We start from the raw sequence: 16,307 nt of genomic DNA, 5'->3' as shown, positions 1-16,307 counted from the left end.
TCCTTGCTGGCGCGCTCATCGCGACCCCCTCCTCGTCGTGCCTGCCTGAGCTGAGGTCCCCTCTCGTGTCCCGCGCCACCACCAACTTCGATCCCGCGTCCGTGGACGTGGAGGGCCTGCTGGCCGACATTCGCGCACTGCGCGCCGAGATCGACGCCTCCATCGGTGAGGCGGACTATCTCCACCTGCGGCGCATCGAGCGCTGGGGCCGCACGGCCACGGTGCTCGGCCTGGCCACGTGCTGGCTGCTGCCCAACCCGCTGAGCATCGCGGCGTTGAGCATTGGCCGCTCCTCACGATGGATGGTGATGCACCATGTGGGGCACCGCTGCTACGACCGCGTCCCAGGCACCCCCGTCGAGCGCACGAGCAAGGAGTTCGCCAAGGGCAAACGCCGCTTCCTCGACTGGTTCGACTGGATGCTCCCCGAAGCCTGGGTGTTCGAGCACAATGTGCTCCACCACTCGCACACCGGCGAGGACGGGGATCCGGACGTGCACGAGCGCAACGCCGAGGGCTTCATGCGAAGCACCGGGCTTCCTCTCGCGCTGCGCTACCTCCGACTCGTGCTGCTCGCGAGCACCTGGCGGGCCAGCTACTACGCGCCAACGACACTGGCCTCGTTCCGGCGCAAGCGCCGCCCGGACGGCCCGCTCACCCGCGAGGAGTGGCGCGAGGTGCTGCTGCGCGGCTACGCGCCCTACATCGCCTGGAATTTCGTCCTGCTGCCCGCGCTCTTCCTGCCGCTGGGCACCTGGGCCGCCTTCAGCGCCCTGTGCAACTCGCTCCTGGCAGAGATCCTCTCCAACCTGCACACCTTCATGGTGGGGGGACCCAACCACACCGGCGAGGACCTGTACCGCTTCGACTCCGCGCCCGGGGGCAAGGGCGAGCGCTACGTCCAGCAGGTGATTGGCACCACCAACTACCACACCGGGGGAGATCTGAACGACTACCTCCACCTGTGGCTCAACTATCAGATCGAGCACCACATCTTCCCGGACCTGCCGATGCTCCAGTACCAGCGGGTGCAGCCGAAGGTGCTCGCGCTGTGCCAGAAGTACGGCATCCCCTATGTGCAGGAGAGTGTCTGGACGCGCTTGCGGAAGATGGTGGACGTCGCGGTGGACAAGAGCACCATGCGGAGGCTTGCCCCCCGTGAGGCGGCCATGGAGCCCGGTTCGCGCTCCGATGTGGCATGAGGGGTTCCCGCTTTGACGGCCACAGGCGTTTGGGGCGCTGCCGGGGGATGAGCGTGGGATGGGTGGCGACTCCCTCCTATGCGCCCTGCTGGCGTCCGCGGAGGAACAGCAGGCCGGCCACCACCACGAAGGCCAGGGCGGACACGGCGAGCGACGCGTGGGTGTTGGTCACGCTCCCCAACAGCCCCACGGTCACGCCGCTGAACGCCCGCAGGCCGGAGGCCGACATGCTGAAGAGCCCCAGGACGCGGCCTCGGATGGCGTCCGGCGCATTCAGCTGCACGAGCGCCTGGGTCATGCTGCTGAAGGACAACTCGAAGAACCCGGCCAGGAACAGCACGGCGATCGCCGCCGGATACGAGCGCATGAACGCGAACGTGAAGAGCGAGCAGCCCCAGAGCAAGGCAAGCTTCATCGCGGAAGCGGCCTCCGTCGGCAGCCAGGTCCCGCGTGTCTCGAGCAGGATGCCCGCGAGCAGGGCACCGGCCGCATCCGCCGCCAGCAGGAGCGTATAGGCCGTGCCGGGGTCTCCATGGCCCAGATCATGGGCGAAGCCCGGCATCTGCGCATGGTAGCTGTTGCCGATGAAGAAGGAGGCCGCCCCCGCCAGCAGGATCATGGCCGCGACCATGGGCAGCTCACGCACGTCGCGGATGGTCTGGACGATGTCGGCGAGGCCCCGGACGGCCCGCTTGGGGCCCGCCGTCATCCCGCGAAAGTGCCGGCCATAGGGTGCGCTCATGAGCCAGAGCAGCAGGGGCAGATAGAACAAGACATTGACGAAGATGCCTTGGGTGGGCCCCAGCGTCTTCATGATGAGGCTGCCCACGCCGGGGCCCACCAGGACCCCAAGATAACGAGCCGTCGCGTTCAGGCGGACCGCGCTGGTCAGGTAGCCCGCGCCCACGATGTCGTAGAGCAACATCTGGCTGGAGGTGCTCCAGAGCACCCCCGCGCAGCCGTGAATCGTGAGCAGGACCATCGCGTGCCATAGCTGCAAGGAGTCCGTGACGAAGAAGTATCCCCATCCCACGGAGGCGGTGATGAAGAGCACCATCCCGGCCTGGATGAGACGCCGGGAGTCGAACCGGTCATTGAGCGCCCCCACCGGCACCGAGAACATCAAGAAGGGCAGCCAGTGGGACACCACCGCGAACCCGCCCAGCGCCGCCGAGTGGAACTTCTGGAACGCCACCCAGTAGCTGATCACGTGCTCGATGTTGTCGGCCATCATCGCCAACATGAACGTGATGAGGAAGGTCCGGTATCCAGGGATGCGGAGCGCGCTCGAATCCGCAGGGGGGGAGGCCGCGACAGAGGTCATGGATGTTCACGCACAGGGCTGAGGGATGCCCCCCCTTCTTACATCAGGCCTGCTCACTTCGCGGGAAAGAACCCGCCCGGTTCCACACCTGATTGGGGGCACTCGCCACGTGCTCCGCGCGCGCCCTCTTCGTCGGCGCACGAGCCCTGCCGCAGTGCCGCAATCGTTGGTGCTCGCGCAGAACCCGGTAGAAGGTGGACTCCCCCCTCTCTGCCCTGCGCGCCGTGACTCCGGCCCCCATAGGAGTCGGAGGTCCGCGAGACGGGAGGCGGCCCCCTGGCAGGATCCTTGCTCGCCAGAGAGGCATGTCCGATGGTTGCGCGAAGGAAGGGGCTCTTCCCAGGCATGGCTGCCGAGACGCCTTTGGAGGATGCATTCTGTGAGGATGGATGTCCGTGGACTTCGGAATCTCCTGGAGGAGCTGGAGCCTGGCCCGGCCTTCATCCAGCACCTGGGTTGGTCCCACCCCCCGAAGTCGGCTCACGCATGGCAGTCCATGTCCCTCCGTGGCCATGCCCTGGAGCGACGAACAGTCGCGGAACTGGGGAACGCGGTGGTCCTGGAGGTCCGCTCCCGCGGTGGCCTCTTTCCCGGTGCCCGGGAGCGCGAGCTGGCCTACAAGGAGCTCGCGAAACGCCACCCCGAGCACCTGGTCGTCTTCGTGGATGGACGGAGGACGAAGAGCCTCTGGTGGTGGGCCAGACGCGAGCAGAGGACGGACCCGCGGACCCATGTCCATCTGCGTGGACAGCCCGGCGGGCGCCTCGTCGAGAAAGTGGCCCTCCTCCATGACGCGCTGGGCGGACAGGGGCGTGGACAGGACGAGGCGCTCGCCGAGGTGGCACGCGGATTGCGCGAGGCCATGGACACCCGGCCGCTCATCTCGCGCCTGACCCAGGACCTCCAGCACTACCATGAGCTGCTGCTCCGCCAGCACCAGGTGTCCGATCCATCGGCATGGTTGCTCCTACAGCGGATGATCCTGCTCGCATTCTTGCGGGGGAAGGGACTGCGCGCCGGTTCCACCGAGCCTCCCAACCCATTCCTGGAAGTCCGGGAGGGGCAGTCGGCATACCTCTCCGACAGGCAGATGAAGGCGCTGCTCTTCGAGGGCAGCGCGCAGGACGAGGAAGAGGCGCGTCCCGAGTTCGACCTGACCGCCGAGACCCTTCATGCCTTGTTCCAGTTCGTGGAGCGCTACTCCTGGAGCCTGGAAGCCGTCCCCGCCTGGGAGGGAGATGTCACCCCGGACGTGGTGGAGGAGTGCTTCGCCCGGGCAGTCCGGTCGCGGCACGCGGGCGCGGTCCGCCCCCCACCCGAAGTCTCGAGGTATCTCTGTGAGCAGGCCGTGCACCCGGTCATCCTGGATGCGATACGGCGTCTCACCGGCATCCGGTTCGATCGTTTCGATGACCTGCTGCTCGATCTGGACACGGCGGTCTGCCGCCGGCTGCTTCACGAGGTGCTGCCAGGGCTCCGGCTCCTGGATCCCTCGTGTGGTACGGGAACGCGGCTGAAGGAGGCGCTGGAGACTCTCGCGGCCGTCCACCTCGCGATCCTCCACCGTATCGAAGCGGAAGAGGACGAAGGGCTCCTGGCGGAAGTCGCGCCGTGGCGCCAGGCACCGGGCGGACCGGACTACTTCATCCGCAAGCGGATCCTCCTGCGCAACCTCTTCGGGGTCGACGAGGACGCGGTGTCGGTCGAAGTGGCCCGGTCTCACCTGCTCCTGGGGCTGCTGTCGGCCGCGAAGCGCAACGCGCGAAGCAACCCCCTGCCGTCCCTGGAGTTCAACCTCCTGTCGGGCAATGCGCTCGTGGGCCTGACCGACACCGCGAACGAGCGCTCCCAGTGGGTGACGCAGACCGTGCGGCCCTTGCTGGAGTCCTATCGCGCGTCGGAAGAGCACCGCGGGCCCGAGGCCCTGCGTGACTGGATTCGGGGCTTCAGACAGAAGGCCTCCGAGCAGTTGAATGACCTTCTTCTCGAGGAGCTCTGGCCTCATAGAACCAAACGACCCCTGGGTCGGGAAGACATCGCGGCGCTACGTCCCATCCACTGGTGCCTGGACTTCGGGGATGTGCTCGAGGAGCACGGCGGGTTCGATGCCATCCTCACGATTCCTCCCTGGGAAGTCCTCAGCGGGCCTGGTCCCGTGAACGACCTGCTCCGTCGAGCCCATCCCCACTCGACCGAGGGCTGGGGACGAGCCGCCCTGTACAAGTTCTTCATCGAGCGCGCGTTCCACCTGCTGCGCCCCGGTGGGCAGGCGGCCATGGTCGTGCCCTCGAGCTTCTACTCGGAGCAGGGGAGCAGTGGATTACGGCAATGGCTCCTGGAGCAGGGAGCCCCGCGGGTGGTGCTGGGCCTCTCGAACGAGTACCACCTGTTCGACGAGGTGCACAGGAGCTTCAAGTTCTGCATCCTCGCCTTCGGCAAGGACAGCCCCTCCGAGTCCTTCGAAGTCGCATTCCGGGTGGACCCCCGGGAGGCCATCCAACGCGAGGAACTCGACGCCTTCCTGCACGACAGCGCATCACGGCTCACGTTGACGGAGGAACTCGTCAGACGGCTCTCCCCCGCCTCCCTCTCCATCCCGGAACTCCGGAGCAGGGACGATCTCGTCATCTCCGAGAAGCTGATGCGGTTTCCGTCCCTGGCCACCCCTGGCACTCCCACGGAGCGGCTGGCGTTGAAGATCGGGCCCTCGCGACACAGGCTCCGGGACGTGTGCCAAAGTCATCCCGGTCCGCGTGGCCTTCCGCTCTGCGGGGGAAGGACGATCCAACAGTACGGTTGGGATACCTCCTCTGTCTCCTTCTGGGTAGACGAGGAGAAGGCCCATGCCCGGTTGCCGCTCCCCGAGTTCGCCGGGGAGCGGGCCTATCGCCTGGCGCTGCGCACCATCGCAACGAGTGCGAACAGGCGGACGCTGATTGCCACCGTCCTGCCGCCCCACGTGCTCTGCGACCAGTCGGTGATGTGGGAGAACCCCGCCGCGCTCGTCTCATGGGAGCGCTTCTTCCTCGTGGCGCTTTTCAATAGCTTTGTCCTGGATTACCTGGTCCGCCAGCGACTCGGTGGAGCGAACATCCTCCGGTCCGTCCTCATGACGCTTCCCATTCCCCAGCTGGATGCATCCGAGGCACGACTGCTTTCCGTCGCGCGGCGAGCGGCCCGCCTCATCTGCACCACCCCCGACTTCGATGAAGCGGCCCGGGACGTGGGACTCCGAGGGCATCGGGACGGAGCCGTGGAACAGGTGGAGCGCATGCGGTTACAAGCGGAGCTCGAAGGGCTCGTCGCACACCTCTACACGCTGGAGGAGGTGGAGTTCGCGCACATCCTTTCGACCTTCCCCCTCGTCCCGGCGGCCCAGAGGACCGCCGCCCGCAACGCCTACCGGGATGTCACCCATGGGGTCATCGAATGAAAAGCAGCGGTCACCTTCCCCTGGCGCAGGTGCAATTCAAGCACTTCAAGGCCATCCGCGAGACCGGCCCCCTGGCGTTCGGGCCCCTCACCGTCTTCATCGGTAACAACGGCTCGGGAAAGAGCAGCATCATCGAGGCGCTCGAAACCGTGCAGCGGCTCTCGCGCGAGGATCTGGACGCGGCCCTGGTCCCCTTCGGTGGCTATGAGCACGCGCATTACAAGGGAGAGGTCAAGGCCCGCCCACGCGCCCAGGGAGAGCGAAGCCTGGGCAAGGCGCCCATCCACCTCGAGTTCCGCGGCCACACGGGCTCCCAGGCGTACTCCGCCCAGCTCACCCTCGAGGAGCGTGAGAACAACGAGGTCTTCTTCAGCAAGGAGAAGGTCACTCGCGGTGGAATGACGTGCGAGCGTGATGCGCAGGGCCGAGTCACCGCGAAGCAGAAGGGAAAGGCGGCTGTGAGGCTTGCGAGCGAAAACCCTCAAGACTCACTCGTCGGCGGCTTCCTCGACGGCTTCATCACCCAGTGGCAGTTCGTCCGGCTCAACCCCGACGTCATGGGGAGGCCCGCCCCCATGCAACGCTCGGGACGAGAGATCCGGCTGGCTCCGGACGGCGCGAATGTCGCTCAGTACCTCTGGTCATTGCAGCAGGAGGATCCTGGAGCCTTCGAGGGGCTCATCGCCGCGGCGCGTGAAGTCCTGCCCTATGCCACCGACCTGCAACCCGCCATCACCCGTGAGTTGACTCAAAACGTCTATCTGCGGCTCGTCGAACAGAAGTTCGAGGTGCTCGGATGGATGCTCTCCACGGGAACACTCCGGGTCCTCGCCTTGCTGGCCTTGTTCCGCCATCCGCGGCCTCCGCCGCTCGTCCTCATCGAGGAGTTGGAGAACGGCCTGGATCCGCGCACCCTGGCCCTGATCGTGAGCGAAATCCGGAGCGCGGTCCTCTCCGGCCGTCAGCAGGTCATCGCCACGACCCACTCGCCCTACCTGCTCGACCTGCTCGACCTGAGCCACATCGTCCTGGTCGAGCGCAGGGAGGGGACGCCCGTCTTCCGCCGCCCCGCGGATGACGCCGAGCTCTCGAAGTGGTCCCGCGAGTTCGGGTATGGCCCGGGGACCCTCTACACGCGAGGCCAGCTCAAGGAGCGGGGAGGGATACCGTGAAGATCGGAATGATCTGCGAATGTGCTCCAGGTGGTCCCGATATCAAGATTGGCAAGCACTTCGCCATGCAGTTCGTTCCCGGGGCTGTCGTCGAGGAGAGGACGATGGGCAACAAAGCCAACCTCATCCGCGAGTGTGGGGATGTGACCAGGTTCCTCCTCGAAAAAGAGCGGTGTGACGTCGTCTTCATTGTCTGGGACCTGGCGCCCGCGTGGCCCGACCAGCACGAGAAGCGCTGCCGCTTCAACGACAAGGAGGGCATCCGGAAGTCCTTCCTGGCGGCCTACGGGAAGGAGGCCCCGCCCTGGAACAGGATCGTACTCATCTGCGTCGAGCAGATGTTGGAAGCGTGGATCCTCGCCGACGGCACGGCCGTCGTCGAGCATGTCCGGAGACGGACGCACGAGCCACCTCGATTCAAGGAGGTCCGGCGTCCGGACCGGGAGCGGGATCCCAAATCACGGGTGATCAACTATTTCAAACAGGCCGGTCGTACCTACAACGAGCACGTGGACGCCGCCCCCATCATCATGAGTGCGAGCCTTTCCAAGCTGCGACAGTCCGAGAGCTTCCAGCGCCTCGAGGACAAGCTGAGGCAACTCGCCCAGCCGGTGACACCGCGGCGCCGGTGAGGTGCACGAGCGCGTCCGGTTCCTCGAGCAACCGGTCCACCTCGGGCGGCCCCCCGTACCTCTCGGGGTGACCCTCTTCACCGCCCCTCACCGCGTGTGGCCACCCCCCATGCGCGAGCGCACCAGCTTCTCCAGCAGGCGCCCTCCCTGGGCAATGCGCTCGGGAGACAGCCGCTTGAGCCGCCACAACCACCGGCCCACCCGCATCGGCACCACGTAGAACTCGTCCTCCTCCACCCCACGCACGCACGCCCGGGCGATCTCGTCCGGCCCCACCGGGGACTTGTCCACCAGGGTCGCCGCCAGCTCCCGCAGCCGCTGGCCCGCCTCGTCCGGCCCGACGAGCCAGGCGGCCGCGATGTTCGTGCGGAAGAACGTGGGACACACCACCGACACGCCGATGCCCGCCGGCTTCAGCTCCGCCAGCAGCGTCTCCGACAGCGCCACCACCGCCGCCTTGGACGCGTTGTAGGGCGCCAGGAAGGGCGCCGACAAAAGCCCCGCCGCCGAGGCCACGTTCAGCACGTGCCCCGAGCCCTGCCGGCGCAACAGCGGCACGAAGCTGTGGCAGCCATGGATGACGCCCCACAGGTTCACGTCCAGCACCCGCTTCCACTCCACCAGCGGCAACTGGCCCACCTCGCCCGCCGCCGCCACGCCCGCGTTGTTCACCACCAGGTCCACCCCGCCCAGCACGCGCTCGCACTCGCGCACGAGCGCGTCCACCTGCTCGGGCCTCGTCACGTCGCAGGCCACCGCCCACGCCTCCCCCCCCGCCTGCCCCACGCGCCGCGCCGTCTCCCGCGCCTCGGCCTCGTTCACGTCCGACACCAGCACCCGGCCCTGGCGCTGCGCCAGCGCGAGGCACAGCGCCCGGCCCAGTCCACTGCCCGCTCCAGTGATGACCGCTCGGGGTCGTTCGGGAAGGCGCATCTCGTCGACTCCTCACAGCGCGGGCCCCTCGCCCGTGCGGGCCCAGTATGCCCCGAGCCGCCCGTTCTCCGCTGGGGCCCCCCCCCGCCAGCGCTCGCCCGGCGCTGCCTCGTTCCAGCAGGCGCCGGGAGGCAAGCACCTCGCGCGAAAAGCGTCGTGAATTCCGCAATTTCCGCACCAGGTGGGCCCCTGTACTCCCCAGTCGTTCGTGTCGCGAGGAGACGGGCGGCTTCCTTGGATTACTCACTTCCACGTCACCGCCGCATGGTGCATTCTGATCCACCGCGCCGCCGCTACGCGCCTCCCCATCCAGGACCGCTCCATGATTCGTCTCTCCTCCCTGGTGACTGTGGTGACCCTCCTGCTGGCCCCCGGGCCCCTGTGGGCGATGGAAGGCCCCCTGGTGCCCAAGGACGCCGAGGCCCTGGCGCGGCGCCTGGGAGAGACCACGTGGGGGATGGAGGAACTGCTCGCCGGCAAGGTGGAGCAGGTGGTGGTCACCCTGCGCGTGGAGGAGCTGGACGGGAAGGGGCAGGTGAAGCACGTCCAGGAGCGGGTGGACCGCTTCCGGTTGAAGGATGGCCAGCAGCACCGGGAGATCCTCCAGGCGCGCAAGGACGGCGAGGACGCCACCGCGGCGCTGCGCAAGGACCTGGAGGAGCGCCAGCGCAAGGGGCAGGGGCGCGCGGAGTTCAGCTCGGTGAACCTGCCCTTCGCCTCCGCGTCGCTGGCCCTGCACCGCTTCTCGCTCGCGGAGCCGGATCCGAAGGATCCCCAGCGGGTGCGCCTGCGCTTCGAGCCCCGGAACGACAAGGCGCCCTGGGTGCACAAGGGCGAGGCGCTGGTGAACCCGAGCACCGGCCAGCTCGTGCGGCTGGACTACAGCCCGTCCATCCTCCCGGACATGGCCGAGCGCGTGGACGTGCGCATGGAGTTCCGCCCCCAGCCGGGCGTGGGCCAGGTGCTCGACACGCTGCATGTGGAGGCCGAGGGCGGCTTCCTCTTCTACAAGAAGCGCCTGCGCATCACCGCGCGCTACTCCCAACTGGTGCTGCCCAGTGGGACGACGGCGCTCGTGTCCACCTCGAAGTGAGGCGGCAAGGGAGCGCGGGGAGAGGCTCTCTTGATAAAGACTTTTCCGGCTTGAAAACCCTCACGCCGTCGAAACCATCCATACCCAATGACATTGGAAGCCGGTTCGGCTCCACATATACCGCGTGTGCGGCTCCTCGCCTGTTGTCCCCAGGTACAGGTCTCCGGCTCTCTCCCCCACCGTTCCCCCTGGAGACGGTGACGCGGCCGGGCAACGGCCGGGGTGCTCACGGGTTGATACAAACCCCCGAGGGATGAGACACCCATCGACACTTCCCGTGGAGGCCACGCTGAATCGCCCCCGAGCGGGCACGGCCTCCCGGCACGGCGGGAACACCTGCGTTAAGCTGTCCTGCCGCGGGGGGGGAGCGGTTCAGCAGAGCGCCCGCGAGGAGTGACCTACATGCCGTCGAGCCTCTGGACTCACGACTTCCTGGACGCGATGCGGACGAGGACGGATCCGCTCGCCGACGGAGTCATCGAGACGCTGTTCGCGGATGGAAAGGTCGGCACGGTCAATCAGTTGATGAGCACACTGGTGAGCAACGGCGATCTGCCCTCGAACCAGTTGCCTGTGTATGTGATGGAATACCTGCTGCGCACGAAGGCCTCCGTGCCACGGCTGGACACCCATAAGCTGCGCCGGGGCCAGGAAGTCTTCGAGTGCTACGGCCCCGAGGTGATGATGATCCTCGGCTTCTACTCCCTGCCGGCGGCGTACGCGGCGCGCAGGGGCGTGCAGGTGCTCCACCGCACGGGCTCGCTGCGCCACCGTCCCGTGCGCCGCGTCTTCGAGACCGCGCAGATGGTGGTGGATGTGATGAGCCAGGGAGGCCTGGAGCCCAACGGCCGGGGGGTTCGCACCACGCAGAAGGTGCGGCTGGTGCACGCGGCCATCCGCCACATGATCCGCCATGATCGGCGCAACCCCTGGGACGCGCGGGAGCTCGGCGAGCCCATCAACCAGGAGGACATGGCCGGCACGTTGATGACGTTCGCCCAGGTGGTGCTCGAGGGCTTGCGCGCGTTGCGCATCGACCTGGACCCCGCCCAGCAGGAGGCGTGGATCTACGCCTGGAGCGCCGTGGGGCGCATCCTCGGTGTGGACGAGCGGCTGCTGCCCGAGGACGTGGACGAGGCGCGCCAGCTCACCCGGTTCGTGCGCGAGCGGCAGATCCAACCCTCCCCCGAGGGCATCGCCATGACGGCCGCCCTCATCGAGGGCATGAAGGAGCTGGTGCCCGACTTCCTCGAGGGACTGCCCGCGAGCATGATCCACTTCTTCCTGGATCAGGACCAATGGGGGGGCCTCAACGTGGCGGACATGCTGCACGTGCCCCGGCCCGACTGGACAGCCAGCATCGCCCAGGCCATCCCCTCCATGGAGGGGCTCACGGAGGGGCTGACCGACTGGGTGGGAGATCACACCTTCCTGCCGGCCCGGCTGCTGCGGCTGCTCAGCAAGGACATCGTCGAGGCGATGCTGCGGGCGGAAGCCCGGGGCCAGCGCACCCACTTCCACATTCCGCAGCAACTGCAGGACCGCTGGAACCTCAAGCCCGTGGGCCGGGTGCCGCCCCCGCCACCGGGACGGCACACCCCGACGGACTCCACCCGCCGGGTCGCCTGAGCCCTAGGCCGCGAACGGCAGGCGCCAGGGACGTTCGCGGCGGGAGGGACGCGCCGCGGACACCACGGGCCGCGCCGCCGGGCGAGGCCGCCCGGCGAACAGCTGCCAGGACGGACGGATGGGCAGGTAGTCGCACAGGATGCGCCGCGTGCGTTCTTCCCACCCGGAGCCCGGCACGTCCCCCTCCCAGAGCACGAGGAAGGGGTGGTGCGCGTGCACCTGGCGCACCACCGGGTGGGTGCGCCAGGCGCGGCACAAGTCGCGGCGCGCCCGTGCCGACAAGCCGCGGAAGGAGCCCTCCTCGTGGAGCGAGTCCCCCAGCAGGAGGATGAAGTCGAGATCCTCCTCGTGCCGCGACAGGCGCTGGCCGGTGTCGTCACCGGAGCCCAGCAGATCCCGATAGCTGGCCACCACGAAGTGCAAGGGTCTGTCCGAGGCGGGGGCCGGGCCCGTGCGGGTGCGGCCGCGGGGAGAGCCCAGGGTGCGGCCGTTCTTCTCCAGGACGAAGCGGTAGTGGTAGCGCGTGCTCGGCGCCAGGTTCGTCACCCGCACCTTGAGGGTGTGGTCGCGCACGGGCGTGGTGCACAGCCCCGGCACCTCCAGCACCCGGTGCGCGAAGTGCTCGTCCCGGGCCACCTGGAGGGTGAGCACGAGCGGGGCACCCGGGTGCGAGGGATCCACCGCGCGCGTCCACAACACCACGCCATCCGCGCCGGGCTCTCCCGACGCCACCGACTGGGGAAAGTACGCGCTCCCGTCCTCCACGGCGCTGGACGCTCCAGAGTCCCGGAGGCGGCCTTCCGCCGGAGCGACGAGGGTCAGGAGACTCGGGTGGGGCGCGAACACGGGCACGGCGACCTCCGCTTCTCGGCCGGGCCAGGAAGACCCGGAGAGCGGAACGACGGTACGCACCGCATCCACCTGTCCCTCTACGACCGCGGGGCAGCCTGTCCACCACCCGCCAGCCGCCCACCGCGAAGCATCCACTTCCCGGCACGAGACGCCGGGCTCACTCCCCGTCCGCGGGCTCCAGCTCGCGCGTCATCTCCACCATGGTGGGGCGCCAGCCGAGCCGGGTGAAGAGCCGCCGCGCGGACTCGTTGCCCACCGCGGCCATCAGCATCACCCGCGGCACGCCCAGGGCACGCAGCCGCCGCACCAGCTCCTCGGCCAGCCTCGCCCCCACCCCGGCGCCCCGCGCGGCCTCCTCCACCCACAGGTCGTGCAGCTCCCCATGGGCCTCGCGCAGGGCGTTCCAATCCCGCGACTCCACGGTGCCATAGGCGTAGCCCACGAGTTCGCCGTCCCGCTCGGCCACGAGCACCACGGCGCGCGCGTGCGCGAGCTCCCGACTCAACCACCACCGGTAGCCGGACTCCACGTCCTCTCCCGGCGACATGAAGCGCCGGGTATCCAGCTCGTGGTGCATCCGCACGAGCCGGCCCCCCATGCGCCCGAGGGCCGGGCCATCCTCGGCCCGGGCGGGACGGACGAGCAGCTCGGGCGCCGCGCGAGACACCACGCTACACCGAGGCCGAGGACGACTCGGCGGGCGCCCGGGGCAGCTTCACCCGGAAGGTGGAGCCCTTGCCCGGCGTGCTGTCCACCTCGATGGCGCCGCCCAGGCCCGAGACGATGCCGTAGCAGATGGACAGGCCCAGGCCCGTGCCCGTGCCCGGCGGCTTCGTCGTGAAGAAGGGATCGAAGATGCGGCCCAGGTGCTCCGGCGCAATGCCCACCCCGTTGTCGCGCACCTCCACCAGCACCCAGTCCTCGCGCAGGTGCGCGCTGATGCTCACCTGGGGCTCGGCCCCCTCCTTGATGGCATAGCCCGCGTTGTTGAGCAGCCCGAGGAAGACCTGCTCCAGACCCTGCTCGCTGCCCCACACCGGGGGGATGTCCTGGAAGTCGCGAATCACCCGCGCCCGGGGCCCCAGGTTGTAGCTCGCCCCACTCAGCGCGTGGTCGAGCACGTCGCGCAGGTCCACCTGCTTCTGGGGCTCGCCGTCCAGCCGGGAGAAGAGCCGGAAGTCATTGACGATGCGCAGGATGCGCTCGGCGCCGATGAGCGCGTCGGCGCACACGTCGCTCAGCTCGCTCGCGTCCACCGGCCGTCCCCCCTTGGTGGACTCGTCCAGCTCCGAGCGCAAAAAGCCCACGCTCGCCATGATGACGCTCAAGGGGTTGTTGATTTCATGCGCCAGCCCCGCCGTCAGCCGTCCGAGGGCCTCCAGGCGCTGGGCCTGCACCAGCCGGGCCTCGAGCCGGGCCCGGTCCTCCATCTCCTTGCGCAGCCGATCATTGGCCACCGCCAGCTCGCGCGTCCACTCCTGCACCTCCTGCTTGAGGTCCTCCATGCGCTTGTGGCTCTGGCGCAAGAGGCTCCACTTCTCGCTGAGGGCGTGCGCGAGCTGACGCACCTCGATGTTGTCGAAGGGCTTGCGCAGGATGAGCAGGCGCTGGCTGATGCCCAGCCGCTGCGTCATCTCCTCCCAGGAGTAGTCGGAGTAGGCCGAGCAGAGCACCACCTGCAGGTCCTCGTCCTCCTTCCACAGGCGCAGCGCCGTCTCCACGCCGTCGATGCCCGGGGGCATGCGGATGTCCACGAAGGCCAGCGCGTACGGCTTGCCCTGGGCCAGGGCGGCCTTCACCAGCCCCACGCCCTCCTCGCCCTGGTAGGCCGAGTCCACCACGAAGCCCGCGTCCACGGGTGCCGCCGCCACGTCCCCGAAGAGCGCGGCCTCCATGGCGTCCAGCGCGGCGGTGGCCGGCGGGGGGCAGAGGATCTTACGGAAGTCCTGGTGGATGGCCTGGTTGTCGTCCACCACGAGGATACGGCGGTTGGGTGTGATGGTGGGGGCAGTCATGCCCTGCTCTCCTCTCCCGACATGGGCAGATCAATGGTGAAGGTGGCGCCGTGACCCCGGCCCTCGCTCGCGCAGGAGAGGAACGCGTCCATCTCCCGAGCCGCCAGCGCGCTGATGTGGAGGCCGAACCCGTGGCCATCCTTCTTCGTGGTGAACCCCTGGGTGAACAAGCGCGGCGCATCCTCCGGCGCGATGCCTATCCCATTATCCGCCACCGCGATACGGACCCGCTCGGGGGGCACCCGTTCCACCCGGATGGTGAGCAGCTTGTCCGGCCGCCCGCTCTCCATCAGGGCATGGCCCGCGTTGGTCAGCAGGTTGAGGAGGATTTGCAACAGCTTGTGTCGATCCAACCGGACCATCATCGCCTCGGTGTACTCGCGCCGCACCCCGATGCCCTGGCGCTCCAGGGACACGGCGTGCAGCCGCAGCGCGTCATCCAGCAACTCCGTCACGTCCAGGCGCTCCACCACGCCCGAGAAGTGGGCGTGCTCCTGTTGCATGCTCACCACCGACTTGATGTGCTCCACGCTCTTTTGCAGGGTGCGAACCTCGTCGAGGAACTCCTCGCGTTCCTCGGCGAGCTGACCAGCGAGCGCCCCAAGATAGCCGGGCAGCTGCCGCCCGCGCGCGTCCTGGGAGAAAAAGACACATAAGTCTCCCTCGTGCTCGCTCAAGAGGCCCGTGACGCGGGTGAGGCCACCGGGCACGCGCGACTGGTGGAGCCGCTCGGCCAGCAGGTTCACCGACACGTTGACGCTGTTGAGCGCGTTGCCCACGTTGTGCAGCACCCCGGTGGCGATCTCCGCCATGCCCGCCCGCCGGGACACGTCCAGCAGGTTGCGGTGCATCTCCCCCAGGCGCGCCTCGGCCTCCTTGCGGTCGGAGATGTCGCGGCCGAACAGCGTCATGCCCACCACCCGGCCGGCGGCGTCGAGCACCGGGGTGAGCGACAAGTCCAGCACGCGCGGGTGGCGCAGCGAGGAGGGCGAGGCCTCGAAGCGCACGCGCTTGCCGGAGAACACCTTCGCGCAGCACGCCTCCCAGCGCTTGCGCAGCGACTCGGGCGCGCCGGGCGGCAGCAATGGCTTGCCCGGCTCCGGCTCCTCCCCGAGCAGCTCCCGGTACACCTCCACGAGCGCCGGGTTGGCCGCGATGAGCAGCCCCTGGGCATCCACCGAGCACACCACGTCCTCGGTGTTCTCCAGCAGGCTCGTCAGCTTGCGCTCGTGGTCGCGCTGCGCCCGCAGGGCCTGCTCGAGCGCGCGGTTGGCGTGGTCACGCGCCACGATGAGCAGGCAGCACAGCGCCCACGCCCCGAGCATGAAGAAGGCGGTGAAGAAGTTGCGCACCCCGAGCCCCGGTATCCGCGAGTGCACCAGCGGCACCACCACGGCCGCGTTCATTCCCCCCACCAGCGTGAAGAACAGGCCCGGGCGCGGTCCCAGCAGGTAGACCGCCAGCAGGGGGATGAGCATGCAGATGGGATGCGCCCCCTCGGGCGTGTCCTTCACGTTCATCGCGGCGACCATGATGCCGCCGGTGAGCATCGTGCACACCATCAGCGCCGCGGGACGCGTGGTGGCGCCCCAGCGCAGCGTCAGCAGCGAGGCCCCGTACCCCAGGCCGCACACCACCCCCATGGGCACCATCCCGGGAGCCGGCAGCAAGGGCACGTAGAAGAGCAGGAACAACACGTCGCACAGCAGCATCACGCAGTTGGCCGCCACCAGCAGCCGGCCCCGGTCCAGCTCCTGGCTCGAACCGCCGCGCAGCCGCTCGGACAGCATCGCGTCCAGCACGGCCAGCAGCCGCACCACGAAGCCCACGCGCGCACCTTCCCGCGGCCGCGACGTTCCGGCTCCCTGTGCTCCCAACATCCTCGTGGACATGCTCGGCATGGATTCGGGCTGCCCCGGCGCCCGCCGCCGGAGTATGCCCCAAACCCGTCAGGCCTCGCAGACCGGATCAACCGGACTCCATCGCCGAAGCCGAGACCCGCTGAGTCCCCGACTACCCATG

Annotated in this window: 12 protein-coding genes; 6 read left to right on the top strand and 6 right to left on the bottom strand. The window is 68.6% G+C overall.

Annotation, left to right across the window (positions count from 1 at the left end; all coding sequences use genetic code 11):
• The first annotated feature begins 65 nt into the window (after positions 1 to 65).
• On the top strand, positions 66 to 1,202 hold the full coding sequence (locus D187_RS06740; RefSeq protein WP_002631113.1) for a fatty acid desaturase family protein: 1,137 nt from the start codon (positions 66 to 68) through the stop codon (positions 1,200 to 1,202).
• A gap of 76 nt (positions 1,203 to 1,278) precedes the next feature.
• On the opposite strand, the gene D187_RS06735 is transcribed toward D187_RS06740, so the two are convergent.
• Positions 1,279 to 2,526, bottom strand: a complete 1,248-nt coding sequence (locus D187_RS06735) for an MFS transporter (protein ID WP_002631112.1) — start codon at positions 2,524 to 2,526, stop codon at positions 1,279 to 1,281.
• A 496-nt stretch (positions 2,527 to 3,022) separates the two neighbouring features.
• On the opposite strand from D187_RS06735, the gene D187_RS06730 reads away from it, so the two are divergent.
• Genes D187_RS06730 through D187_RS06720 form a run of 3 tightly spaced genes read left to right on the top strand, consistent with a single transcriptional unit; the run spans position 3,023 to position 7,763 of the window.
• On the top strand, positions 3,023 to 5,959 hold the full coding sequence (locus D187_RS06730; protein WP_155893200.1) for an Eco57I restriction-modification methylase domain-containing protein: 2,937 nt from the start codon (positions 3,023 to 3,025) through the stop codon (positions 5,957 to 5,959).
• Positions 5,956 to 7,131 (top strand): AAA family ATPase, encoded by a 1,176-nt coding sequence (locus D187_RS06725; protein ID WP_002631110.1) that lies wholly within the window; start codon positions 5,956 to 5,958, stop codon positions 7,129 to 7,131. Before D187_RS06730 ends, D187_RS06725 begins: the two co-directional genes overlap by 4 nt.
• Positions 7,128 to 7,763 (top strand): DUF4276 family protein, encoded by a 636-nt coding sequence (locus tag D187_RS06720; protein WP_002631109.1) that lies wholly within the window; start codon positions 7,128 to 7,130, stop codon positions 7,761 to 7,763. The genes D187_RS06725 and D187_RS06720 overlap by 4 nt, the downstream gene beginning before the upstream one ends.
• 87 nt (positions 7,764 to 7,850) lie before the next feature.
• On the opposite strand, the gene D187_RS06715 is transcribed toward D187_RS06720, so the two are convergent.
• Entirely contained in the window at positions 7,851 to 8,696 is an 846-nt protein-coding gene (locus D187_RS06715; RefSeq protein ID WP_002631108.1) for an SDR family NAD(P)-dependent oxidoreductase, read from the bottom strand.
• A 322-nt stretch (positions 8,697 to 9,018) separates the two neighbouring features.
• On the opposite strand from D187_RS06715, the gene D187_RS06710 reads away from it, so the two are divergent.
• Complete coding sequence (locus tag D187_RS06710; protein ID WP_043428568.1) at positions 9,019 to 9,789, top strand: hypothetical protein; 771 nt, start codon at positions 9,019 to 9,021, stop codon at positions 9,787 to 9,789.
• Positions 9,790 to 10,191: 402 nt separating this feature from the next.
• Entirely contained in the window at positions 10,192 to 11,418 is a 1,227-nt protein-coding gene (locus D187_RS06705) for an oxygenase MpaB family protein (RefSeq protein WP_002631105.1), read from the top strand.
• Positions 11,419 to 11,421: 3 nt separating this feature from the next.
• On the opposite strand, the gene D187_RS06700 is transcribed toward D187_RS06705, so the two are convergent.
• The 4 genes from D187_RS06700 to D187_RS49530 all read right to left on the bottom strand — a co-directional run bounded on the left by D187_RS06700 (position 11,422) and on the right by D187_RS49530 (position 16,114).
• The gene (locus tag D187_RS06700) at positions 11,422 to 12,330 is read right to left on the bottom strand and encodes a PhoD-like phosphatase N-terminal domain-containing protein (RefSeq protein WP_162159623.1); all 909 of its coding nucleotides are present in this window, start codon (positions 12,328 to 12,330) and stop codon (positions 11,422 to 11,424) included.
• A gap of 97 nt (positions 12,331 to 12,427) precedes the next feature.
• Positions 12,428 to 12,940 (bottom strand): GNAT family N-acetyltransferase, encoded by a 513-nt coding sequence (locus tag D187_RS06695; RefSeq protein ID WP_002631103.1) that lies wholly within the window; start codon positions 12,938 to 12,940, stop codon positions 12,428 to 12,430.
• A 1-nt stretch (position 12,941) separates the two neighbouring features.
• The gene (locus D187_RS06690) at positions 12,942 to 14,285 is read right to left on the bottom strand and encodes a hybrid sensor histidine kinase/response regulator (protein WP_002631102.1); all 1,344 of its coding nucleotides are present in this window, start codon (positions 14,283 to 14,285) and stop codon (positions 12,942 to 12,944) included.
• Positions 14,282 to 16,114 carry an ATP-binding protein gene (locus D187_RS49530; protein WP_002631101.1) on the bottom strand — a complete coding sequence of 611 codons (1,833 nt, stop codon included), beginning with the start codon at positions 16,112 to 16,114 and terminating at the stop codon, positions 14,282 to 14,284. Before D187_RS49530 ends, D187_RS06690 begins: the two co-directional genes overlap by 4 nt.
• Between the last annotated feature and the right edge of the window lie 193 nt (positions 16,115 to 16,307).

The organism is Cystobacter fuscus DSM 2262 (assembly GCF_000335475.2).
Classification (GTDB): Bacteria; Myxococcota; Myxococcia; order Myxococcales; family Myxococcaceae; genus Cystobacter; species Cystobacter fuscus.
Note: the sequence above shows the minus strand (reverse complement) of the source record. Positions and strands in the feature narration are given on the sequence as shown.

Excerpts from the sequence above, each read along its gene's own strand:
- D187_RS06735 (WP_002631112.1), bottom strand. The coding sequence starts at position 2,526 with ATGACCTCTGTCGCGGCCTCCCCCCCTGCGGATTCGAGCGCGCTCCGC.
- D187_RS06730 (WP_155893200.1), top strand. The coding sequence starts at position 3,023 with ATGTCCCTCCGTGGCCATGCCCTGGAGCGACGAACAGTCGCGGAACTG.
- D187_RS06725 (WP_002631110.1), top strand. The coding sequence starts at position 5,956 with ATGAAAAGCAGCGGTCACCTTCCCCTGGCGCAGGTGCAATTCAAGCAC.
- D187_RS06715 (WP_002631108.1), bottom strand. The coding sequence starts at position 8,696 with ATGCGCCTTCCCGAACGACCCCGAGCGGTCATCACTGGAGCGGGCAGT.
- D187_RS06710 (WP_043428568.1), top strand. The coding sequence starts at position 9,019 with ATGATTCGTCTCTCCTCCCTGGTGACTGTGGTGACCCTCCTGCTGGCC.
- D187_RS06705 (WP_002631105.1), top strand. The coding sequence starts at position 10,192 with ATGCCGTCGAGCCTCTGGACTCACGACTTCCTGGACGCGATGCGGACG.
- D187_RS06690 (WP_002631102.1), bottom strand. The coding sequence starts at position 14,285 with ATGACTGCCCCCACCATCACACCCAACCGCCGTATCCTCGTGGTGGAC.